Here is a 22982-nt window from a genome sequence, read left to right as displayed (position 1 = left end):
AAGCCTAGCGCTTGACCGTGTTGAGGTCCGTCAGCGTTTCAGGTGCGGGAATGACTTCGTAGTTGGCATAGCCGAACTCATTGCTACGCGCGAGCAGCGTCCGCTCGCTGACCTGGTAGGCGGTCCAGCTCAGCAGTTCATTGCCGAAGTTCTCGACGATTTTCCCGTCTGTGACTTCGTAGTGAACTGGAACACCGAGGTAGGCATCTTGCGCGCTGTTGCCGAAGTGCTGCGGTATCGGGTGACTGGGGTCGAGATTGAGCAATACCCGCTGCCCCGTTGCGTCCCACACCGTACGAAACACGTCGCCGGTGACCAGGTTCTTCAACCAGACCGTTTTGCCCACGATCAGCCCGGTCAGAGCCTGCTGGTCGAGTGCCTTGCCGCCTGTGCCGATATCGGCGATGCGAACGCCTGCCGCTGCCCGCTCCTTGCTCTCACCTGGCGCATACCAGATCGGCGAGGTCCAGGCACGCTCCTGAACCGTCGCTGGAACGACTTGCGGGACCTTGATGCCCAATTCCTTGGCCTGAATCGTTGTCCAGCGGGGGGTCGGGATTTCCAGTACGCGTGCGTAGTAGAAGGCATGAACGGATGGATCGAAGTCCGGGTCAGTCCAGACCTTGGAGAGTTCGGCTGATCCAACGCTGTTCTCGTAGGTCGCTTTCTCGAGGTTGACCGTAGAAGGGATGGCCGGCACTTTGCCGGTGACCGGGTCGGGCTTCCGGTCGCCCGACCACACGACATCATAGACTTTCTCGAAGGACTGACCGCTCGCAGACCATCCCTTGACGATCTGAACGCGATCGAGGTTCCCCGATGTCGGATCCTTGACGGCCCAGACGAGGAAAGACGGTGCCTTGTCCGTCTCCGTCGAGGGTAGATCGGATCCCATCGGCACGCCTCTCTTGTAGGCCTCCTTGACCCAATGCTCGCTCCAGCGCTCGCCCCAGAGAGAGCGGTCGGAGAAATCATAACCACCGAAGAGGCGGACCTTTATGCGGGTGCCGCTCGTTGCATAGGTTTCCTTGCGTTTCATTGCTTCAAACAAGGAATCGCGCGTGTTCTCCTCGGCCCAGAGCGCACTCAGGCCGGCGGGGTTCTCGTATTTGGGATCAAGGCCGGCAAACATCTTGCCTTCCATGCGACCCTTCATGTCGCCGTCGCCAGCGGCGTGTCCGCCGTAGAAATTGTCCTGACGGTAGGGAGCCGCAGCGTTGTGGGAGTCCGAGCCGCCGACAAAGCCAGGTTTATACGGATTGTAGCCACGCGTGTCCTCGAACGCGAGGCCGTTGCGGAGGGCGTCACGCACGAAGCTGCCCCTGATCCCGTCAAAGCGGCCGGCCGGATCGCCGAGCAGATAGCTCATGATCTCGAAGTTGGCGAACTCGTCGTTCGGGGAGAGCAGAGGATGGGTTTCAGACGCGCCCTTGATCTGCTTGATTTCGATCAGCGGCTCATTGCGCATGCGCGAGGCCGCCCATGCCTCGTCGATCGGCCGGCCCTTGCTGTCGACTTCGGTCGGGTACATCAGACCATCGGACAGATTGGCGTTATGCGAGATGGCAAGGAGCTCTATGCCGGCCGCCCGCTGCTTATCCATCCATGCCCACAGATCTTCGGGCGCCTCTGAATCGAAGGACGAGAAGGGGAATTCCGGAAGATGCGCCGAATCCTTGAAGTAGATGTTACGGTGCATGTTGCGGCTGTTCGGCGTCGACGTCCATTCATAGGCGTTGAAAGCGGTGAATTTGCCGGGCTCGTTCGCCGCGTTGGCCATCTCATTGTTGCGGTCCCAGACCGATGACATTAGTTCGGGCGAAACCAGCTCCTTGATCGGCTGGTTCGATGTCATGGTCCGACCGAGCTGCAGATAGACGCGCTGGATGTCTGCCGGCGTCTTGATCTGGAGTTCCTTTCCGAGTTCGCTCTTGGCGAGAGCCGCGCTTGGATCGTTTGCCTGCTGGATCACGCCCACATATTCGGAGTGATCCGTGACACCCATCCAGTCGAGCGGCTGCTCGATCTTCATGTCGAAACCCAATGCGTGCTTCAGCGGCTTGCCCTTGGCGTAATCATAGGCGTCTGCCGGCGTGGCCTTCGTGTTGCCGAAAATATAAGCGTCGAACGACCAACTTGTATGGATGTGTTGCTCTCCGAAAAAGACATCCCTGTCGGGATTGGGATCGGCGAGCGCCGGAGATGAGGAAAGAGTGGCGAGCACGCTAACCCGGGCCATCCAAATAGCGACTGAAGAACTATGAAGTTTAGACATATCCCCTCCAAGACCCGCAAAACGGGGTAAAGTATCGATCAGACCAGACAAGCTCGCCAACGAGGTCAGCATCTCTCGGCGAGAACTTAGCTTCAGCCACCGATCAAACTTTTCATTTTACGCCAAAGGCGCTCCTTTGATGTGTCCGGATTCGCCTAGGTGGCAAAGCGCGCCCGATAGTAGTCGAAGAGAATCATGCTTGAGATGCGAATGCCTGGCGTCTCGCAAGCCCTCGTTGCGTTCGGCCGCTTCCAGACAACCGCTCAACCGCCGTTTTGTCAACGGAGTCCGCAGAGATTGTCGAGCCGGCCGCCTGCTGGGGTAATCAGAACCGCTCTGACCGCTTCGACGCCGCAGTCGCGCTGCCCTTCAAGGGGCCCGCGAATCTGAGGGTCCAGTTGGTTCCAACTACCGAATGGACAACATTGACGTAAGACACGTCCGCGCTTCTTTTTCAGCCCTGATAATACCAACCATCTGTTGCGTTGCGTACGTCCCGCATATATATGATTGAACTACTTTAACGATAGCGTGGGGAGCGCCGTCAATAGCCGAAGTCCCTGTCATCTCCAGCCATGTCCTGCATGGCATACCCAGCTTCGTACGCGATGAGATCGGGGAAAAAGCGCTGAGCCGCGCGAACCGGGCTGCTGGATTCGATGTCGATTTGATTGAGGATCGGAATTTTTTCATTCCGCAGCGGGCCCTATTGAACTTCATCGATGAGATCGTAAAGGCCGCAGGAGAGCCCAACCTCGGGCTGTTGTTGGCTCCAAGCATGAATGTGGCCGCGTATGGCAGCTTCGGCCGCTTCATTTTTGAAGCAGAAACCCTCGGTCAAGCGATTGAACGCAGTGTGGCAGGCCTGAGCTATCACAGCACATACGATCGCCTGTCGACGACGGTACGCGGTGACGAGGTCCTCTACAGCTACGCCTTCGCGTTGGCTGGCTCACCAGGATATGTCGCGGTGGCAAGCGCCGCGGCCGGAGAACTGTTAAGTGTCGCAAAGGCATTTCTGCCAACGAGTTGGCGACCGCTGCGTGTCGAGCTCGATATTCCGAAGCCGACAAACACATCTGTTTTTGAAGATGTCTTTCAATGTCCTGTGATGTTCAATGCGCCCGCGGTCGGGGTCGCCTTTGAACGTCACCGGTTGTCAGCCTCGACGAAGCGAACGTCACCGGCTGCCCTAACGATTGCCGACCTAGCGCGCGAGCGGCTGGGAGGTGCTCCACAAAACCTTATCCAAGTTACTGTCGAGCAGATCCGAACACAGCTAATGGCCGGTAACATCATGATCGACGATATCGCCCGGTCGATGGATACCAGCGTCCGGACCCTTCAGCGGGAACTTGGCCGCGCAAATACGGATTTCCGCAGTTTGACAAACACAGTGAGAACGCAACGCGCCATCGAACTCCTTCAGCACACGGGATTATCGATAACCAGCATCTCCGGCGATCTGGGCTATTCGTCTCCCACCGGGTTCACCCGCGCCTTTCGAAAAGCAACCGGCTGCGGACCACGCGAATTTCGTGACAAAAACTCAGATAGCGCCGCCGGATGACGTTCTGCGTCAGGCGAATGCCGCGGCGGGGCGTCTGAGCGAGCATCACAACTTCAGGCGAACAGTTGGACGATATGATTCCCCCGATGCGCTCTCACCGGCACACTTGCGCCGAACGAACGCGGCGCCCCCGCCGGCGCTATTGCCGAGGCTGCATCCGAGCAGCCCGACAAACGAACTGGGCAGATGCACCCAGGGACACCGCATTGGGCTGCAGACGGTGAGCCAGTTCCGCATACAGTGCCCACCGGGTGTTTTGGCGGATCGTCGCGCCTAAGTGTTGGGGAGGAGGGCCGGTGGATGGGTCAGAGGGGTGTGACCCACCGGCGAGCCTAGTGAGTGGGAGATTGATGGTCGATGGCCTGCTGTTGCGATGGCCAAACCGCTTGAAACATCGCAAACATGAAGGCAGTGGTGAGACCGAACAGCAGCAGACCGGCCAGCGACTGGAGCACGCCCATCATCTGCCAGTGCGGCGGCAACGAGACGTTCCCAGTCCCAAACCCCGTCATGGCCCCCAGTGAATAAAGCATGGCAGATTTTGTATCCGGGATGGCGCCGAGCGCGAGGTAGGCGAGAGCCCAGCTGATCGCTTCAATCCCGTGCAACGCCACGATCAGGAAGACGGCTGTGTTCATGGCTACCGCAAAGCGGAACATGAATTTGCGCCGTCGGTCTATTTCCTGAAGGAGAACGGTGAAGCCGTCGTAGATGAACGCCAAGCCGAACACGTGGATGATAACATTCAAGAGAATGAGTGGCAGGCTCCAAGTCCAATCGGTGCCCCACGGCGTCTCATCGAGAACATTCATGCAGTGTTGTCCCATCCAAATTGGATTCCAGTGAACCCAGCGCGTCAACAACGCAGCGCGCAATTAGCGTCACGGCCGCGGCCCGGATCTCAATAGTACGCAAGGGCGAGAGGAATTTAGGCTTGTCTTGCAGATATGCACAAGGGCAATGTTCTTGTTGTCTGGAGGCTCGGTCGGTTAGGGCGGTCGCTCTCACCTGATAGTTTCTGCATATTCGCCGCCACCGAGCGTGGCAAGAGGGGTTGGGGGACGCTTGTCCATGCAACCCCGCGCTCGCGTTTCTGACGCTGATCTCGCAAGGGCAGGTGACGTGGCTGGCTGGCGCGTGCCTGCCAATTCGCTGAGCTGAACGGCCCGTGCTGCTGCACGAGCAACGCAGCCCAGCGTTGCAGGGATGCGGTGGGGGAAGTGCCTGATCAAGACCGAGCGGCTTGATAGCGCAAAATGCGGACTGCCCAGTCTGAGGTGCCACCGATTCTGGCGGATGAAGCAATGTCAACGACTGCTTGGCGTCAAATGGTAAGAACCGGCCACGAGAGTGTAGCAAGAGACAGAGCACCCGCTCGGGAGAGCCACCACCGGTGAGCACAATCGGTTGGCTAAAGCCTGTGCGACAAATCTGTGATTGTGGCGACTGCTTGCGTGGTGGGGGAGCAATTGATGGACATATCCGTGACACAGAGGTCGCAGGACTCAGAAGGATCGCAAAGATCTTCGCCAAGCCCAGCAGAGGTTCGTGATCAGCTCGCGCGCATCATGTCCAGTCCGGAATTTCCGCGAGCGGGCCGCGGCGCGGCTTTCTTGACTTTCGTCGTCGAGGAGGCCCTGGCGGGCCGCGCGCAGCGCCTGAAGGGATACACCATCGCGATCGACGTGTTCAAGCGCAGCAAAGACTTCACCCAGGACGATCCCGTCGTCCGCATCGAAGCCGGACGGCTGAGGCGTGCTCTCGAGCGCTACTATCTTGTCGCCGGACAGCTCGATCCTATCAGGATTGACATTCCGAAAGGGCATTACGCACCTTTGTTCGCTTGGAACAGCCAGATACCAACAGCCCCCAAGACAGCTTCGGTCGAGGATGGTGGCGTGCAGCCCGGCCGATCCCGGCTACGTCGCTGGTGGCCGACGCTTGGTCTTGTCGGCTTCATCGGCCTTGCCGCGCTGACATACTGGGCGAGCGAGCATGCAATTGGGGCCGCGCAACGAGACAGTACTTCGAAGGCGCCTAATGAGCCGACGCTCGTGATTGCACCGTTCGCCAATCTGGGTGACGGGCCGCAGGCGGAGCTCTACACTCTCGGTCTGACCGAGGAGCTGCTCAGCGCTCTGCCACGGTTCAAGGAAATCAAGGTCTACAGTCGTGAGACGTTACGACAGCTTGCCCCAGGGAGCAGAGCTTCGGAAGTTCTTGGCGGGCCGGGCGCTCGCTATCTGCTGGCAGGCGGTGTCAGGGTGTCCGGATCCAAGGTCCGGGTGACGGCCCGTCTCATGGATACATCTGACGGAGCAATCCTCTGGTCGCAGAACTACGACGACGACCTTAGCAGTCGAGAACTCTTCATCATCCAGTCCGACGTCGCCCGCAAGGTTGCGACCGCTGTCGCCCAACCTAACGGCATCGTCGCGCGGGCCGTCGCCGACAACCCTCCTTGGGTGGCCTCGGGATCCACGACTCGCCTCGCTTCTACCCATATCGGTCGAAACTGATCTTGGAGACGCGCCTGGCCGCCATAGACTGTCTTTAAAAGCGCCGTGGCAGGACCTACTTCGAAAAAAAGGTAAGATCGAGCCGGAAGCCCAGACCGCTGTGGCCGTTTTCCGGCGCCTCCGCCCAGTAGCGGATGCCGGCTGTGAGATTGATCGTTTTCCACGACGAGGCGTTTCGCGACATGTGCGACGACTTTCAGACTGCAAATGACGAGAAGTTGCTTTGGGAACGATCGACCGCTCCAGAATGTGGCGAGCGCATCGCCGAGTATCAGGAACTTATGGACGTCCTCCGAACAGAAATAGCGCAGGCCCTCGTTGTGCCATTCAAGCCCCAGCGACAATAACCACCAAGCATTTCGACCGAAATTACGCTATCAATCGTAGCGACCCAGGGCCGAATTGTATCAAATTTCGAGCACCTCGAACTCGGCAACAAACACCCGCCCCGACCTCAGCTAACGTGTACCTCACGGCGTCGCAGTGACCCGGCGTCAATTCACGAGTCCATGTACGGCGTGTTACGCAATGTTCACGTTTTGAGCCAAAATGATCGCATAATGTATCAGGCCCTTATCAACCAAAGACAGCGACTGCTGATTTGACGATGATGCCACCATCCGGACTTCTGCGCAGTTGACGGCCGGTCGCGGCGCGAAAGACTTGCAGCAATTGCAGCGCCGGTGGCACGCGTGACCAAGCCCGCAGCATGCCGACCTGTATTTCCACGAGATCGGTTTCCGCTGGTCACAGCGCATTGTGACGGGCCAAGCAGTGCGGAAGACGCCGGCAATGGTGCGGCGGACGCGGGCATTGAAACCTTCGACCGAATTGACATGGACGGCGTCACGAACGTATTCGCGGCTCGAATGCTTCACAGTGTCATGCCTGGCATAGTTCGCGCCAAGGGCCATGAACGCTGTCGCCTCATCGCTCATCAAATAGGCGTCGGGGTCGATCTGCTGTTCGGTGGCGCGCGCCGCTGCCCGGAGCGAAAGACCAGTCACCACCGCAGCACGCGCGTCACCGGCCGGAGTGCCGGGTGTGACGTCATCTGGTCGCTGCACGATCACCATGACAGGCGTCTTCTGGGTATTCGGCAGACCTTTTCGGCCTCGTCCAGGCGGTGGATCGTCCGATTTATTCTTGCTCGCCCACCGAGATAAAAATGGTCGATCTCCACCGTGCCATCGAGCATGTGCTCGCGCGCCGCCATGAGACGCAGCGCGTGTCCCATCCGCCAGGCCGTCGGTTGGCTCACCCCCAGAGCCTCGGCCAGGCGCACCGAGGACAAACCTTTATCCGACTGCAGCATCAGCCACATGCCCTTCAGCCAGACACGCAGAGGAAGCTTTGTGGATGCAGCGGCGTGTGGGTCGTCACCGTAAACTGGAAGCGACAATCGCCGCTGGAGCATTGATAGAGACCCGGACGCGCACGCCGCTTGCCCATATCGCGCCCGGCGATTGCGATCGAGCGCTTGTAACCGCAGGCAGGGCAAACTCTCCCGGCTGGCCACACCATGCTTTCAAGCAATCGCCGACACTGCTCCTCATCGCGAAAGGCCACGATCATATCTTCCGCGGTTCGAATGTTGGTAAGCGCCGCAAGCATCTCCGACATTCTCATCTCCTTCGGATCATGCCCGAAGAATCGCACGGTAACCCCTGAGCATCAAGCTTCTTGCTGTCTTTGGTTGATAAAGGCCATGTATCAAGTGGAATGGCCATCTTAGGTATCGCAAGCACTCTAGCGCTCAGATGGTACACGACCAGCGTCGAGATCCATATCAATCGCGTTGGCGACGTATTTGCCTGAACCATTAATATGGCGAAGCATTGCCGACTGGCTTAGCGCCCTGATCCCGAAGCATTCGCACCAAGACTGCGACGCGACATAAGCTCGCGATTGCATCACCAGGGACTTGCGGTGCCTGCACGCCCTCGAAGTGGTAGGATAAAGTTGGCCATTGGAAGGGTGGGCAGGGAAATGGAGAGGCGGCTCACCGCAATACTTTCTGCCGATGTGGTTGGCTATAGCCGCCTCATGGGAGAGGATGAGGTTGGCACCCTGGAGCGGCTGAAGGCCTGCCGCCGGGAGTTGGTTGATCCCGCCATACGCGACTTTCATGGCCGCATAATTAAGCTCATGGGCGATGGTGCGCTCGTTGAGTTCGCAAGCGTTGTGGACGCGGTTCAATGCGCCGCCGTGATCCAGCGGAAAATGGCCAGCCAGGGCCAGGGCGTCACCGCGGCACAGCGAATTCAGTTCCGTATCGGCATCAACCTCGGCGACGTCATTGTCGAAGGCGATGACATCTACGGCGACGGCGTCAACATCGCCGCGCGCCTGCAAACTCTGGCCCAACCCGGCGGCGTTTGCATATCCGGGACTGCCTTCGATCACGCCGTGCACAAGGCCGATGTCGGCTTCTCGGCTCTCGGTGAGCAGCACCTGAAGAACATAGCCGACCCCATCCGTATCTATCGCGTTCTTCTCGAGCCCGCCGAGGCGGGAAAGGTAGTTGCCGCCACACGCAGGCAGGGCCGTCGGACTATCATCATCTTGGCGAGCGTCGCAGCGCTGCTGATCGGAACCTTCGCGATCGTCTTTGCTTGGCAATGGCCGTTTGCGCCGCAGCGTACATCGATTGCGGTGCTACCATTCGCCAATCTGAGCGGCGATCCGGCCGAGGATTATTTCACCGACGGCATTACCGACGACCTGATTACCGATCTCGCCAGTCTTTCGGATCTGGAGGTCACCGCCCGGAATTCGGTGTTCGCCTACAAAGGCAAACCCGCCGCTACCGCCGACATCGGACGCGATCTCGGCGTGCGCTTTGTCGTCGAAGGCAGCGTTCGTCGAACGGGGGATCAAGTCCGCGTCAATGCCCAACTGATCGACATCGCAAGCGGCGGCCATCTTTGGGCCAAGAGGTTCGACCGCGGCGCGGTGGACGTGTTCGTGCTACAGGACGAGATGAGCAGACAGATCGCCGAGGCACTTGGGTTGGAGTTGACCCGATCCGAAACCGAACGGATTGCCCGGCCGCCGACCGCGAACCTTGAGGCATATGACAATTATCTGCGTGCCGAGCAGGCGACGAGGACCGGACGCCCTTCCTCGTTGCTGGAGGCGCTGGCCCTGTTTGACAAGGCGGAGGCGCTCGACCCCCATTTTGCCGGGGCCTTCGCCGCCGACGCGCGCGCCACTGCTTACGTCTGGCGAAACGCCTTCGACGACGTACTCCAGAGCGCGTTGGCGCGAAAAAGGGCCTACGACAAGGCAAGTCGTGCCTTGGCGCTCGACCCCGATCTATCATCGCCATACGCGGTTCTCGCCGTCATTCAGGTCGTGGAGCGACGCTATGAGGAGGCGATCGCCTCAGCGCGGCAGGCGGTATCCCTCGGGTCCGCCGACGCCGAGGCGCAAATGGCCGTCGCATACGTTCAGCTGTTTTCCGGAAACCTTGCCGAAGCCGCTGCAGCCGTCGAGAACGCTCTCAAGCTTGATCCGAACCTATCGGCCGTCGACTGGTACACCGCTGGGCTGATTTCTTATCTACAGCGCGACTACAAGAAGGCCATCGAAAATTTCGCGCGCGCACGCGACGGTTCGCCGGGGAACGGCTATTTCGTTACGCCTCTCGCTATGGCCTACGTCCGTGCCGGCCGGCTTCAGGACGCCCGCGCGGCTGTCGCCGAAGGAATCCGGCTGCTCGGCGGAAGTCAATCCGTCGAATCCCTGGCGGGCTGGCGGATGGGTCATGCCCACTTTCGCAACGAGCAGGACTTGGCGTTCATCCTCGACGCCCTGGGCGAGGCCGGTATGCCGGAATGGCCGTTCGGATTCCAGGGCGACGCGCACGACCGCTTGAACGGTGACGAGATCGCGAATGCCGTCATGGGGAAGCTTCTGCAGGGCAAGATCGGACCCTCCGGAAGCCCGGCACTCATGCAGGTCGATCGCGATGGCAAGGCGGCATTCCGCTCGGCAACGCAGATGATGACCGAGACGGTTTTCGTCAAGGGGGACTTGCTCTGCGAGCAGAGTGAAAACGCATTTGGTCAAGCCGATTGCGGCCCGGTTTACAGGCGTGCAAGTTCGCCCGATGAAACCGGCTATGCTTACGTGAACTCGAGCAAGGTCTTCTACTTCTCGCCAGTCAAATAGACAGGGGCGTCCGTGGCGGTTCAGTGATATTGATCCAGTTTGAGTTCGGCCGCGATCTTCGGCCAGTTGCCATCGGCTTTGGGGACTGCTTCCGCCGCGTGGGCCGCGAACCAGTTCGCGCCACCCTGATCGTAGGTCAAGTAAAGCTTGCCGTCGATAATCTTGAATGCTTCTGGATCAATGTTGACTGTGACAGACCCGAAAGCTACCTCGCCCGCGCAGTAGCCGCCATATTGCGGCGCATATTTCATCGGCTCACTGATAAACATTTCGCGGTGCTTGGCATTGGCGAAATGCCAAGGTGTTCCCAACCATTCGTATGAGAATTTCTCGGAGCCCTTCATCGCCTTGCCTTTGGTGAAGTAGGCGACCGGGTCGTATCCCATGATCGCTACGCCGCCGAAGTAGCCCGTGTTTACCGAGTCATCGGCGTAAGCCGATGGTCCGCCAACGTACGCTGCGACCGCCAGGACGAACATCGCGACAGAGCCGCGAAGACCCCGCGTGGAAGCGTTTTTGCTCACTGTAAGCATCGTTCCCTCCTGCTCAATCGTGGATTCCCATGCACTTCACATAATCCTCGTCGCCGAGGACGCTGGCCGGAGCACAGGTCGCGCCATGCCGCTTGAACAGCCGGACGATGTCGGCGTTGCCCTTCCAGAAAGCCCGCGTGATCGGCGTGTAGCCGTGAACCTCCGCATGGCCGATATCGGCTCCCCTCGTGAGAAAAAACGTTGCGAGGGCGACGTGATTTTCCTCACCTGCCACCATCAGCGGTGTCACACCCGCTTTGTTGGCCGCGTCGTCGAGCGTCGCGCCATGGTCGAGCAGCAGCTTGCTGATCGACAGGCTGCCGGAGAAAGCCGCGGCATGAAGCGGCGTAAAACCGCCCGAGTTGCGCGCCATGACGTCCGCACCTTTACCGATCAGCATTTCGGCGATTGCGAGCTGGTCTGCCAGTGCGGCGTTCATCAGAGGGGTTGCCTGATCGCGCGCCCGGCTATTGACATCGGCGCCCGCTGCCAGAGCCTTCTCGACGGCGGCGGAATCTCGGGCTGTAACGGCATCGAACAACGGATTTCCCGCGGCGGCGATCGTCGCCGTGAAGATCAGCGCTACCAATGAAAACAACCCGCGCATGGCTGGCCCTTCCGTTCCTAAAAATAGCACGGACCCTGTTTTTTAGGTAGGCGGCGACGCCCGTCAGTCTGGTGTCCAAGGACGCTCTGGCCGTTTTATCTTCGGTCGTTAGTTAAGTACCGGCGGAGCCCATGGGGAAGCGTCGTCGGACATGGTTGTCCGGATCCCATTGCCGAGGATCTGGCCTTCACAGGAACTGCTGGCCACACTCGGAGCTAGGGTACGAAACAGCGTCGCCCCGCGCTGTTCCAGCCGCCTGATTGGTTCTTGTTATCTGAGCAGACGGATTGCACCAGGATTGTTGATGGTGTTGTTTGCGAGCGTCGCCTTGCAGTCCAGCTTGAAGCTGCTGTTGCCGATCATGGTGATCTCCTGTGCGACGATGCGCACGCATTCGCCGCTCGCAGAACCGCTGCCGGCGTACTGGATCTCACGCGATGCCGGCACGTAGATGATGCCCGCAAGTGAGGAGGCGCTGTTGCCGTTGATTGTCGCCGGCGCCGTGTTGTTCCGGGCGGCAACGATCGAGAAACCTGCCCAGTCGCCCGTAAGCGAAGGCGTGACCTTGAAGGTCGAGCCGCCGTGAATGTCGAGCTGGGCACCGTTCATCAGGAAGAAGGTGACGCCCTCAGCGGTGATCACCGACTGGCTGGCGAATTTAAGTGGGCTGCCGTCGATGATGTAGGCGCCCGGCCGCAAGAGAACCTTGCCCTTGATCTCCAGACCGCCATAGGTGCCAGGCTTCAGTTCGACGGTATAGCCGGCGGGCGGATTGTTCGGCGTCTTGCTGGTACCGTTGCAGTCGCCATTGCCGCTACCGCCACCGACAAAGTTCTGTCCGCATCCCGCGAGGCTCACCCAGTTCCCCGTCGGCGGCATTTTCTTTGACTGGAACGGGTCTTGGACCGGCGCAACGTCTTCCACCGCCTTGGGGCAGGCAAGTTCGAGATGGGCCAGCGTCGCCGAGACTTTGCCAGCCGTGTAAAGGCATTCGGTTTTGAGCGTGGCTGAACCGCTGAGATAGATCGACTGCGGGTCGCTCGAATTCGAAGTGATGGTACAGCCGGACGTATCGACCGTGGCGCTGCCGCTCACTTCGAAAGCCCGGGTTGCGGTCGAGCTAAGCGCCAGCATACAGGCTTCTCTTCCCGGCATGCGGGCGGCGACGCTTACGCGATCAATCGTATAGGGTTGAAGACCAAAGAATAGCGGCGCGTATTTGAGTTCATAGGTCGCCGTTGCCGTACTCTCCACCCCGAGGGAACCAAAAGCGACCTTGACTGCTTGAGAAGCCCCAGGTGCCGAACTCCCCGAACCCAGCTCGTCGACGATCTCAGACGTGCCGAAATTGGCGAAGAAGGTGCCATTCGCGAGGTCCTTCGCCTTGGTTTCATTTCCTTCGTCACCGTAGGATTTCAGCGCGGAAAAGGCGGCCGCATCGAGCGCGTCCTGCATCTTGGCGGACTCGAGATTGATGCGGGCGAGATTGATGGCGATGGAAGCAGCCGTAAACAACGGTACTATCGCCAAAGCTGTCATGATGGCGAAGTTTCCGTTTTTGTCCGCAAGGATGCGGATAAACGTGTTCCTCAGTTTGCTTAGCATTTTGCTTCGTTGCCCCTCAACAGATCACGACGGCTTCGGAGCCACGAGACCCGAAAGCAAAAAGCGTCGTCGATTTTAATGAGCGGGGGCGAAATGCGGCCAGTTGGCTGCACGTTCCCTGCCGCCCCAATCGGTACATTAGGAATAGATAATGTTATGCGGACTAAGAAGTCGTTAAAAGCGAACAGGAGCAGTAGCTGATTCAATCATTCCGCGAGAATAAGCCTCGTAAGCAGGGATGATTGGCATGGCGCGCGAGAATTTCTCGGACTGCCTCAGCGACGAGGTGAGCGAAAGGCGTGTTCATACCTCGCCGAACCGTTTAGCTACGATCCGGATGTTCAAGGTCGAGGCGCGCAGCCCCCCGGAGAAGCCCTGACGAGATCAAAGTGTGTGGACGTAAGTCTCACTCAAGAAGAAGCAGGCAAAACCATTAAAATCGTGGGGGTTACGCAATGACATACGTATTTGAAATCGTCGATGAAGCTGGGGCGGTGCGCAACTACGTAGCCAGATTTATGCGCCGGGAAGCAGACAAGCTTGTCGTGGAGTATCGCGGGCTTCAGATGAGATTTGCAATATCGCATATCCGCGACTGGTGCGCGGTGGAGTAATACGAAGGGACTGGTTGCACTCCCCGAAAGTCGACGGCAGGAAGCAGCCGACGATGAATCGCCTGCGTTCAGCGGATCGGGGCACGAGGGGCGACCAGGAATTATCCCTGTGCGATCATCGTTAGGGCCCCTGGTTCTGGGAGCTGCACCCAACCTCAGCGCCCGGCGCTCCGTTGCTTGTGGCGAGCGACGCAATGGCTTCGACTAGTCCCTCATTGCAATGAAAAAAGAGCCAGCACCTCAGGTTCAGACCAGCGCCGCCCAATAGGAATAGTGAATTGTTTGGTATTGACTGAAGTCGCCAGGAGTACCCACATGCCAAGCCGGGGAAAAATCGTCGGACTTATAGCGGAGAGCGACGTTTATATTGATGGGTTGAGTATCCCGCCGGGCCTCTACTGTGACGGAGTGGACGTCGGGCAACGCTAAAAACGTGCAGTACCACGCCCGCGAATATTACACGGACTTCCATGCGGACGCTGCGCCGGCCAACTGGGATCACCCGGTAACAGAGAACCATCAGCCCACGGCCACAACGATCCATGTGGACGTGACCGAGACGCAATCGATCTATAACGCCGCTCATCAGATCACCAACCTCGCCCCCGATGTCGAGACCGTCCAGCTCGTCAACGGCGTCGCAAGTGATGTAGACGGAGATGTGCTGCACATCGTTGACGGCAGCGTGAGCTTGGACGGCGGTGGAAACCTGCCCTCCTATATCACGGTCGTTGGAGATACTATCGAGATCGATAAGAACAGCCGTGCGCTCGATGAGCTCTTGAGTGGTGGCGTCAAGGAAATCAAGCTCACCTACCAGATTACCGACGGCCATACCGATCCGATCACCAACACGGTAACAATCGATATCACCGGCACGGCAGATCAATATCATGTTGAGGGTGAAGGCCACGTTTCCGCTACTCACTACCGCTCGGATTCGACCACCGGCGGCGGCAACATCAATGGAAACGTCCTGTCCTTTACCAATCCGCTTCCGAGTGACGCCTTCGACTTCCACTTCAGTGGTACGCTGAAGGCAGAGTCGGCGGACCTGACAGGCAACCAAAATGGTGGCGTGAGTGATAGCGGCATCGGTGCAGCAGTCGACTGGACTAGCGGGGCTATCAATCTGGATGCAACGCATCAGTCGGGGCAGGCGAACCTGACCTCGACCGCGTTGAACGATCACCAGGTTGATTACAATATTCACTTTAACGGCCAGGCGGATCCTGGCGATTCAATAAAAGTAACACTCGATTACCAGTACGATTACTGGCACATGGCCTGAGCGAGGTCCTCACTGGACTTTGACAAGGGGCGCGTCTGCGCAACTTGTTGCAAGTCCCGAAAGTTCAGCCAGCGGGGCGGCCTCGGCCGGCAAAGCGTGAGCGTCAAACCGAAATCCGAGGAATTGAACGCGGCCTTTTCGGCCTGCCGGCGTTATTTCGCGACGGCGGCGCTGTTCAGCCTTGCCATCAACATCCTGTACCTGGCCTCGCCGCTTTACATGCTGCAGGTCTACGACCGGGTCATCAATAGCGGCAGCGAAGTCACGCTGGTGATGCTGACGCTGGTTCTGCTTGTGGCGCTGGGCGCGCTTGCTTCGCTGGACATGGTGCGGGCGCGCATCTTGTCGCGCGCCGGGGTTCGCCTGGACAGCCTTCTCGCACGGCGCATTGTCGGCGCCACCTTCGACGGCATATTGCGGCGCGGGCGCGCGGCGCATCCGCCGCTGCGCGATTTCGACACCTTCCGGCAGTTCGTTACCGGGCCGGGCATCCACGCGCTGTTCGACCTACCTTGGGCGCCGATCTACATCTTCGTCATCTTTCTGCTTCACCCATATCTGGGTGCCTTTGCCCTGTGCTGCGCGCTCATCCTGGTCGGCATGACGGTCGCCAACGAATGGCTGGTGCGCCAACCGATGGTCGACGCCAACGAAGCCGCCTCGCGCAGCTACAATTTCACCGAGGCAAGCTTGCGTAATGCGGAGGTAATCCAGGCCATGGGCATGTTGCCCGGCCTTCTTCTGCGCTGGCGGCGCGATCGCAACAGGATGATCGATCGCCAGCAACTCGCCAGCGACCGCTCCGCGGCGGCGTCGGGCCTGATACGGTTCCTGCGGTTGACGATGCAGTCCCTCATTCTGGGCGTCGGCGCCTATCTGGTCATCGAGCGCATGGCGACCAGCGGCGCGATGTTCGCGGCCTCCATCATGCTGGGGCGTGCCTTGCAGCCGGTGGAACAAATGGTCGGCTCCTGGCGCAACCTCGTCGCGGCGCGCAGCGCCTATGAGCGCGTCAAGCTTATGCTCCTCGACAACCCGGTACAGGAACAGAATTTGAACCTGCCGCGCCCGGAAGGGCACCTGACGCTGGAGGCGGTGGGTTTCGCGTTGCCGGGCAACGGAAAGCCTATCCTGCGTGGCATCAGCTTCGGCATCGGCGCCGGCGAGGTTCTGGGTGTCGTCGGCCCCTCGGGCGCTGGCAAGTCGACGTTGGCCCGCCTCATCATCGGGGTCACGGCGCCCTCCGCGGGCGTTGTGCGATTGGACGGCGCCGACGTTTCCGTTTGGCCGCGCGCCACGCTCGGCCGCCATCTCGGCTACCTTCCGCAGGATATCGAACTGTTCGCCGACACGGTTGCTGCCAACATCAGCCGCTTCCGCCGTGAGGGCGACATGCGCGTTATCGAAGCCGCCAGGTTGGCCGGCGTGCATGACATCATTCTGCGCCTGCCGAAGGGCTACGACACCAATCTCGGGGAGGGGGGAGCTGTGCTTTCCGGGGGCGTGCGCCAGCGCATTGCCCTGGCGCGGGCCGTTTACGGCGATCCTAGCCTCGTCCTTCTCGATGAGCCGAGTTCGAACCTGGACGCGGACGGCGACGCCGCGCTTCTTGCCTGCATCGCGGAATTGAAGCGGCGCGGGACGACCGTTGTCATGGTCACCCACCGGCCCAATACCTTGTCAGTGGTGGATACTCTACTGGTGCTGAAAGACGGTATGGTGGAGGCCATGGGACCGCGGCAGGAAGTGATGGCCCGGCTGGTGCGCCCGACCGTTCCCAATGCCTTGCAGGACGGCAACAGGCGGGGGGCATGAAGTGGCGCCGACCAATGTGAGCAATTTGAAATCGCTTCTAGGACGCCTTGACAGCCGGCTGCGGCCGGCGGTGGCCGATGCCCTGCGTGCGGCGCCTGTGCAGGAGATGGTGGAGCAGGCCGGAGCGGACCGCGCGATAGCGGTGGCGCGCGCGGCCACTTCGCTACCGGATACTCACCGAAAGAGCGTCCAGAAAATGGACCCCGGCGCGGTGGGCGATGACGGCCAAGACGGGAACGAACCACCGCCGTCAGATTCCATCCGCCATCTGTCGCTGTTCGGCTGGGCCGTCATCTTCCTGTTTTTTGGTGTGCTCGGTGGCTGGGCCTTGTTCGCTCCGCTGCGTGGCGCGGTGGTGGCCAATGGCGTCGTCAAGGTGGAGGGGAACCGCAAGAGCGTCCAGCATCTGGATGGTGGCATCGTCAAGAGACTGTCGGTGAAGGAAGGCGACCACGTCAAGGCGGGCGACCTTCTGTTAGCGCTGGACGATAGCCAGGCGCGCGCCGAGTTCAAGGTGCTGCTGCAACAACTCTATGCGCTGCGGGCCGCAGGTGCGCGGCTGAAGGCGGAACTCGCACGCGCTTCCAGCCTTGTCATGCCCGCGGATCTGAAATCCGCGCAGAAAAAGGACGTGCAGGTCACCGATATCTGGAACGGGCAGGTGCAGCAGTTCGAAAGCCGGCAGGCGGCGCTGGAAGGGCAGCGCAGCGTCCTGCGGGCGCGGATCGCGCAATATGAAGCACAGATCCATGGCAGCGAGGCGCAGGTGAACGCCTTACGCGCACAGCTTCAGTCCGTTCTCGAGGAGCTGAAAAGTATCGACCCGCTCGTCAAGAAAGGATTGACCTCGAAGCCCCGCCAGCTCCAGCTCGAACGCACCGGCGCCCAGCTCGAAGGCGAACTGGCGGATATGATTTCCGCGATGGCAAAAGCGCGCCAGGCAATTGCTGAGCAAAATCAGCAGATCGCGCAACTGGACAACGAACGGCTTTCCGACGCTTCGAAGGAGTTGGAAGCCACGCAGGCCAAGGAACTCGAAGTGCTGTCGCGCCTGGACAATGCCAGGGCCGTTTTTGCGCGAACCGAAATTCGTGCGCCCTATTCCGGGCAGGTGGTCGGACTGACTGTGTTTTCCGTCGGTGGCGTGATCATGCGCGGAGAGAAGATCCTCGATCTGGTGCCGGACCGGGACTCACTGGTGATCGACGCACAAATCGCGGTTGACGAGATCAGCGATGTCCATCCCGACATGCTGGCTGAGGTTCACCTGACGGCATATAAGCAGCGCATAACGCCGATGGTGCAAGGCCGCGTCGTCAATGTTTCGGCCGACAGGCTGGTGGATAACCGAACAAACGCGCCATACTACGTCGCGGAAATCAGAATAGACCAGAACCAGCTTGCCGAACTTCCGCAGGTGAAACTGTATCCGGGCATGCCGGCGAATGTTATCATACCGACCGTCGAACGCACTGCGTTCGAATACATCGTCGGCCCGTTGACCATGACGTTCAACAAGGCGTTCAGGCAGAAATAGGTTTCAGGCTAGGGGCGCACTCTGGACCACAAGCGTCAATGATGGTGGGGTCAAATCTAATGCCGTTGACGCGTGTCTACAAATGGCTTGCCGTTTCCGATCCGGCAAACGCAAATGCCCCTCCTCTTAGGCGGTAAGAGGAAGGGCCGGCGTCTGAGCGTTCGACTTCACAGACATTTCATCTGTGGCTGAAGTAACCAAGATATCAACCCCTTCACGAAATAATTAGCCAGCACAGGGTCTTGGGGACAGGTTTGGCTACTGATACACCAATGAAAGGTGAGGGCGTCGCATGGAGCGTGGTATGGTGGGCCCGGGCCATGTATCAAGTGGGAGCATCTTAACTCGTTGCTTTGCTTGGCTTCGCAGCCAACCGTATCGACCAGGCGCCTGAAGGCCTCGAACAGTTGTGAACAGAGCCGCCCCGGTAACGGGAAAATCATCCGGTGTCGTCATTTCACCAGCTCGACCTCGCTTGGACGCCAAGTTTTATCGAAAACCGAAGGTAGTACATTGTCCAGATGAAAAGCGTCCGGAAAACGGTCGTTTCGCTTACAAGGAGAGCTAGAAGATTCTCTTTGACTTTGGAAAGCTGATGTGGCTGATCCCAAAATGCCGATCTATGCGGGAGGTCAGCGACTCGCGAAATCGCGAGCAGCCTGAATGAACGCACTGAAGGCAGCCGGCGGGTTCTTTCTGCCAGGGTAATAAAGCGCGAGTGGCGCCAAAGACGGTGTCCAGTCCTCAAGAACGCGCACCAATCGCCCCGCCGCAATGTCATCGCGCACGTCCGCTTCCATGACGTATCCAAGACCCACCCCATTCTGCGCCGCTATCCTGACAAGGCTTGGCTCGTCGAGCGTGATCGAGCCTTCCACGTCAATCTGGACAGGGTTCCCGTCCTTCTCGAAGCGCCAACGGAACAATGCGTTATTGGGCAGGCGTGCGCGGATGCAACGAAACCGGTACAAATCGGCAGGAACGACAGGCTTGCCGTGCGTACGCAGGAACTCTGGCGATGCGACGACGGCGTTGCTGCGCTTAAGACCGAGTGGCACAGCGATCATGTCGTTCGGCACCAAATCGGCCGACCTCAAGCCCAGGTCGAAACCGGCCGCTACTATGTCGACGAGCCGCCCCTCCGTGACCAGATCAATGTGCACCTGCGGGAAGCGCTGCAGGAAAGAGAGAATGAGCGGCGCCATGACCTCTCGGGCTGCCGAAGCAAAGGCATTGATGCGCAACGTGCCGGTCGGAATCTCCTGATGCGCTTGAGCGGCGAGCATAGCATCGTGGATGTCGGTCATTGCCGGCCCAACCCGCTCGACAAAGGTCTTTCCTGCATCGGTAAGCGAGACGCTTCTCGTTGTGCGGTTGAACAGGCGAATACCCAGGCGCTGCTCAAGCTTTGCGATGGCGTTGCTCAACGCTGTCGTGGATATGCCCAGCTCCAACGCGGCAGCCCGGAAGGACCCTAGGCGAGCGATGCTGAGAACGGCATCCAGATCGGCAAGAACAGATCGCGTCATTATCCCTCTTTTCGCAACGCCTCATCCTGCTTTGTCCCAGTTATCAAGCCAATCGTCCAGTCTTAGATTAGGCGTGTCGGCCTCAAGAGGGTCGCGGCACAGCTGGCTAAGGCTGGAAATATGATTGGAAGACCAAAATGACTGTCGAACTACCTAAGGCCATAAAAGTCTATTTCGACGCGGACAGAGCTGGCGACCCCGATGCTGTCGCTGCCGCCTTCACCGAAAACGGCAGCGTGAAAGATAAGGGCAAGACTCATGAGGGCCGTGACGCCATTCGCAAGTGGATGGCTGAAGAAAGCCAGCAATACAGCTACACGGTGGAACCCTTCTTTATTGCCACCGAAAACGGGAAGACCCAAGTGACGGCCCACGCCGTCGGCACCTTCCCTGGCAGCCCGATTGACCTGCGGTTCTTCTTCGTCCTCGCGGACGAAAAGATCGCCGAACTGGAGATCACCGTATGACACAGTTTCTTACATTACAGGGACGCCGATCCCTGATCACCGGAGGCACTTTGGGTGCCGGCGCTGCAACCGTGGCCTTGTTCAAGGAACTTGGTGCCCGTGTGCTGACGACGGCGCGCACCAAGCCAGCGGACTTCTCCGGTGCGGCATTCGTTGAAGCCGACCTGACCACTACGGCGGGGGTTCAAGCGGTCGTTGACGCGGTGCATCGGGAACTTGGCGGGCTCGATATCCTTGTGAACATGCTGGGCGGCTCTTCGGCCGCTTCAGGCGGCTTTACCACGCTCACCGACGAGGAATGGGACAAGGAGTTCAACCTAAACTTTTTTCCGGCGGTCAGGCTCGATCGTGCACTGATCCCCGGCATGATCGCTCAAGGAAGCGGCGTGGTCATCCACGTGACGTCGATCCAGAGAAACCTTCCGCTACCGGAGGCGACGACCGGCTACGCTTCTGCCAAGGGCGCGCTCAACACCTACAGCAAAAGCATCTCCAAGGAGGTTTCGCCGAAAGGTGTACGGGTGGTGCGCGTTTCTCCCGGCTGGATTGCCAGTCCAAACTCCAATGGTCTGGCCCTGCGCATCGCCGAGGAGGCCGGTATTAGCTACGACGACGCGGTGGAAGTGATCATGAAGTCGCTCGGTGGCATACCGCTGGGACGACCGGCTCAACCGGAAGAAGTTGCCGATCTGATCGCGTTCCTTGCCTCGGATCGAGCAACATCCATTACGGGGACAGAGCATGTGATAGACGGTGGGACCGTTCCGACCGCTTGAGCATACGACAGGTGCCGGCTCATCACGACCTTCATCTGCTACGAAGGAAGTGGCAAGAGCCAAGCTCGTCAATTGCTGGCGGCCGCGGTTGGGCTATGCCAGCCGCGGCCACCGAAATGGCCCTCTCAGTGCCATGCCTGCGACATTCGGCAGAGCAGGAATTGAGATCGGCGAGCACATCCGTCGGCGTCTCCCGATCAGGCATCGCGATGGTCTGAGCGTCAGTGGATTAAGCTCAGTTCTGCCGTCGGATTGCCTCGGCGGGGTCGAGGGTTCAATTTGGTTCAAGGCGAGGGATAGGAGACATCCGCGCTGCCGGGTTCCTTCAGGCCCTGACCTATCGCCGCTTCCTGCGACCCGGCCAGGGCAGATTGCCGTCAAGCTCACGCAGGCCGTAGGTCTGTTCCTCCCACTGCTTGCGCTCGAGACGCGGGGGCGGGGCATCGTCCTCTTCGTACCAAAGTAGCGACAGCGTCTGATCCCATTTTTCAACATGCAGGACATCTTCGAAAAGACCACCTTCGCGGTCCCAGTCTTCGAACCACTCATCGGCCGCAGCTTCTTCAGGTACTGACGGCTTCTCACCGGCTCGTACGCGTGCGCTGTAGGAGCTCTCCGGCAGGAGCGACCCGGGCCTGATCCAGCCCTTGGCTTGGCGTAGACTTGCCGAGCGGGCGCTGTAGCGAACCTTGCCGCCTTCCGAGACGACGAAGGCGCAGAGATTTTTTGAGAATGTTGCAAAACGCGAGCCGGTCGCGAGAAGCGAGGCGTCGAAATCATCGGCCAGAGCGCGAACAGCCGCCATGCCCATTTCCACCAAGTCAACCTGCGGCTTGAAGAGCTTATAAGGGAGAAGCAGCTCGGCGGCGAAAATGTCGCAGAAAATCTCGCCTTGGGGCCGCTTGCTGAAACTCCAGCTTGGCTGGCTATGATCGGGGGCGATGTCTAGAACCGCGTGGGCGATCTCGTGGCAGACTGTAAACCGCTGGCGCCTGCCATTCTGATTGCAGTTCACGCAGATATTGTACTTTCCTTTCGGGGTCTTGAACGACCAGCCATCTTCGCCGTCGTTCAAGGCTTCCTTTTTGATGCTGCCGCCGATTGCTGCCGCATAGGTCTCGACCGAGACCGGCTGCGCAAGAGGGCCGCATTTGCTGATAAACGCCCGTGCTGCTGAAACAACTGACAGCTCATCCATCGTCGTCATCCATCATCATGCGTCTGATGCGCGCGAGTGAGGTTGCGTAATCCGCCCTCGCGCCGCGATTCACAACGGTGGACAGCATCTGCAGCTCATCGGCGCTGATGCTCTGATCCTTACGGACAAACTCCAGGATATTCGGATCGACGTTCGTCTGGCGCGCGAGATAGCGCAGAATGTCGCGATCGCGCTTTGAGGCTGACAGCGCCTTTGCTAGCTTTTGCAGAACGTCTTCCGACGGGGCTTCCTTCACGCCCGTTTCCAGCCGATAGATGTAGGCGTGATCGACCTCGCTGCGCTGGCCGAGATCCCTCAGGCTCAGCTTCTTTTCTTCCCTTAGGCCTTTCAACCACACGCCCAGTGCTGTTTCCGGCATTCGCCCTCCTTGACAAATTTTACTCAATGCTTAATTGTTGTCTACGTAGACAACAGGCTCTGATCTTACGTGAACAAGACCAGGGCTTTTT

Annotated in this window: 17 protein-coding genes and 2 pseudogenes; 9 read left to right on the top strand and 10 right to left on the bottom strand. The window is 59.4% G+C overall.

Annotated features, from left to right (window positions below):
* Positions 1 to 4: 4 nt before the first annotated feature.
* Positions 5 to 2239 (bottom strand): DUF3604 domain-containing protein, encoded by a 2235-nt coding sequence (locus AC1Z3V_RS03890; protein ID WP_483499541.1) that lies wholly within the window; start codon positions 2237 to 2239, stop codon positions 5 to 7.
* A 562-nt stretch (positions 2240 to 2801) separates the two neighbouring features.
* Between AC1Z3V_RS03890 and AC1Z3V_RS03885 the strand changes: the two genes are divergently transcribed.
* Positions 2802 to 3845: an AraC family transcriptional regulator gene (locus AC1Z3V_RS03885; RefSeq protein ID WP_483499539.1), complete on the top strand. Its 1044-nt coding sequence runs from the start codon at positions 2802 to 2804 to the stop codon at positions 3843 to 3845.
* A 332-nt stretch (positions 3846 to 4177) separates the two neighbouring features.
* Here AC1Z3V_RS03885 and AC1Z3V_RS03880 read toward each other — a convergent pair whose 3' ends face one another.
* The gene (locus AC1Z3V_RS03880; protein WP_483497317.1) at positions 4178 to 4657 is read right to left on the bottom strand and encodes a hypothetical protein; all 480 of its coding nucleotides are present in this window, start codon (positions 4655 to 4657) and stop codon (positions 4178 to 4180) included.
* Positions 4658 to 5458: 801 nt separating this feature from the next.
* On the opposite strand from AC1Z3V_RS03880, the gene AC1Z3V_RS03875 reads away from it, so the two are divergent.
* Positions 5459 to 6364, top strand: coding sequence for a hypothetical protein (locus AC1Z3V_RS03875; RefSeq protein ID WP_429819831.1), 906 nt, complete (start codon positions 5459 to 5461; stop codon positions 6362 to 6364).
* 55 nt (positions 6365 to 6419) lie between these two features.
* Here AC1Z3V_RS03875 and AC1Z3V_RS03870 read toward each other — a convergent pair.
* Positions 6420 to 6518 (bottom strand): annotated as a pseudogene (locus AC1Z3V_RS03870) (transporter); the annotation flags it as partial.
* Between the two features lie 422 nt (positions 6519 to 6940).
* Positions 6941 to 7987, bottom strand: a pseudogene (locus AC1Z3V_RS03865) (IS1595 family transposase).
* 366 nt (positions 7988 to 8353) lie between these two features.
* On the opposite strand from AC1Z3V_RS03865, the gene AC1Z3V_RS03860 reads away from it, so the two are divergent.
* Positions 8354 to 10540 carry an adenylate/guanylate cyclase domain-containing protein gene (locus AC1Z3V_RS03860; protein WP_483497316.1) on the top strand — a complete coding sequence of 729 codons (2187 nt, stop codon included), beginning with the start codon at positions 8354 to 8356 and terminating at the stop codon, positions 10538 to 10540.
* 20 nt (positions 10541 to 10560) lie between these two features.
* Here the strand turns inward: AC1Z3V_RS03860 and AC1Z3V_RS03855 are convergent, their stop codons facing one another.
* From AC1Z3V_RS03855 to AC1Z3V_RS03845, 3 genes are all read right to left on the bottom strand, one after another.
* Entirely contained in the window at positions 10561 to 11073 is a 513-nt protein-coding gene (locus AC1Z3V_RS03855) for a YHS domain-containing (seleno)protein (protein WP_483497315.1), read from the bottom strand.
* Positions 11074 to 11086: 13 nt separating this feature from the next.
* On the bottom strand, positions 11087 to 11680 hold the full coding sequence (locus AC1Z3V_RS03850; protein WP_483497314.1) for an ankyrin repeat domain-containing protein: 594 nt from the start codon (positions 11678 to 11680) through the stop codon (positions 11087 to 11089).
* Positions 11681 to 11950: 270 nt separating this feature from the next.
* The gene (locus AC1Z3V_RS03845) at positions 11951 to 13285 is read right to left on the bottom strand and encodes a TadE/TadG family type IV pilus assembly protein (protein ID WP_483497313.1); all 1335 of its coding nucleotides are present in this window, start codon (positions 13283 to 13285) and stop codon (positions 11951 to 11953) included.
* A 247-nt stretch (positions 13286 to 13532) separates the two neighbouring features.
* Between AC1Z3V_RS03845 and AC1Z3V_RS03840 the strand changes: the two genes are divergently transcribed.
* The 4 genes from AC1Z3V_RS03840 (at position 13533) to AC1Z3V_RS03825 (ending at position 18542) form a co-directional block, all read left to right on the top strand.
* Positions 13533 to 13664 carry a hypothetical protein gene (locus AC1Z3V_RS03840; RefSeq protein WP_483497312.1) on the top strand — a complete coding sequence of 44 codons (132 nt, stop codon included), beginning with the start codon at positions 13533 to 13535 and terminating at the stop codon, positions 13662 to 13664.
* A gap of 635 nt (positions 13665 to 14299) precedes the next feature.
* Complete coding sequence (locus AC1Z3V_RS03835; RefSeq protein WP_483497311.1) at positions 14300 to 15190, top strand: hypothetical protein; 891 nt, start codon at positions 14300 to 14302, stop codon at positions 15188 to 15190.
* A gap of 123 nt (positions 15191 to 15313) precedes the next feature.
* Complete coding sequence (locus AC1Z3V_RS03830; RefSeq protein ID WP_483497310.1) at positions 15314 to 17005, top strand: type I secretion system permease/ATPase; 1692 nt, start codon at positions 15314 to 15316, stop codon at positions 17003 to 17005.
* Position 17006: 1 nt separating this feature from the next.
* Positions 17007 to 18542: an HlyD family type I secretion periplasmic adaptor subunit gene (locus tag AC1Z3V_RS03825; RefSeq protein WP_483497309.1), complete on the top strand. Its 1536-nt coding sequence runs from the start codon at positions 17007 to 17009 to the stop codon at positions 18540 to 18542.
* Positions 18543 to 19174: 632 nt separating this feature from the next.
* Here the strand turns inward: AC1Z3V_RS03825 and AC1Z3V_RS03820 are convergent.
* Positions 19175 to 20071 carry a LysR family transcriptional regulator gene (locus tag AC1Z3V_RS03820; protein WP_483497308.1) on the bottom strand — a complete coding sequence of 299 codons (897 nt, stop codon included), beginning with the start codon at positions 20069 to 20071 and terminating at the stop codon, positions 19175 to 19177.
* Between the two features lie 137 nt (positions 20072 to 20208).
* Between AC1Z3V_RS03820 and AC1Z3V_RS03815 the strand changes: the two genes are divergently transcribed.
* Both AC1Z3V_RS03815 and AC1Z3V_RS03810 read left to right on the top strand, forming a co-directional pair.
* Positions 20209 to 20538 carry a nuclear transport factor 2 family protein gene (locus AC1Z3V_RS03815; protein ID WP_483497307.1) on the top strand — a complete coding sequence of 110 codons (330 nt, stop codon included), beginning with the start codon at positions 20209 to 20211 and terminating at the stop codon, positions 20536 to 20538.
* The gene (locus AC1Z3V_RS03810; protein ID WP_483497306.1) at positions 20535 to 21314 is read left to right on the top strand and encodes an SDR family oxidoreductase; all 780 of its coding nucleotides are present in this window, start codon (positions 20535 to 20537) and stop codon (positions 21312 to 21314) included. Before AC1Z3V_RS03815 ends, AC1Z3V_RS03810 begins: the two co-directional genes overlap by 4 nt.
* A 337-nt stretch (positions 21315 to 21651) precedes the next feature.
* Here AC1Z3V_RS03810 and AC1Z3V_RS03805 read toward each other — a convergent pair whose 3' ends face one another.
* Entirely contained in the window at positions 21652 to 22512 is an 861-nt protein-coding gene (locus tag AC1Z3V_RS03805; protein ID WP_483497305.1) for an ImmA/IrrE family metallo-endopeptidase, read from the bottom strand.
* Positions 22505 to 22891: a helix-turn-helix domain-containing protein gene (locus tag AC1Z3V_RS03800; RefSeq protein ID WP_483497303.1), complete on the bottom strand. Its 387-nt coding sequence runs from the start codon at positions 22889 to 22891 to the stop codon at positions 22505 to 22507. Before AC1Z3V_RS03800 ends, AC1Z3V_RS03805 begins: the two co-directional genes overlap by 8 nt.
* Positions 22892 to 22982: the final 91 nt, after the last annotated feature.

Source organism: Ensifer sp. 38_S197, assembly GCF_056924495.1.
Note: the sequence above shows the minus strand (reverse complement) of the source record. Positions and strands in the feature narration are given on the sequence as shown.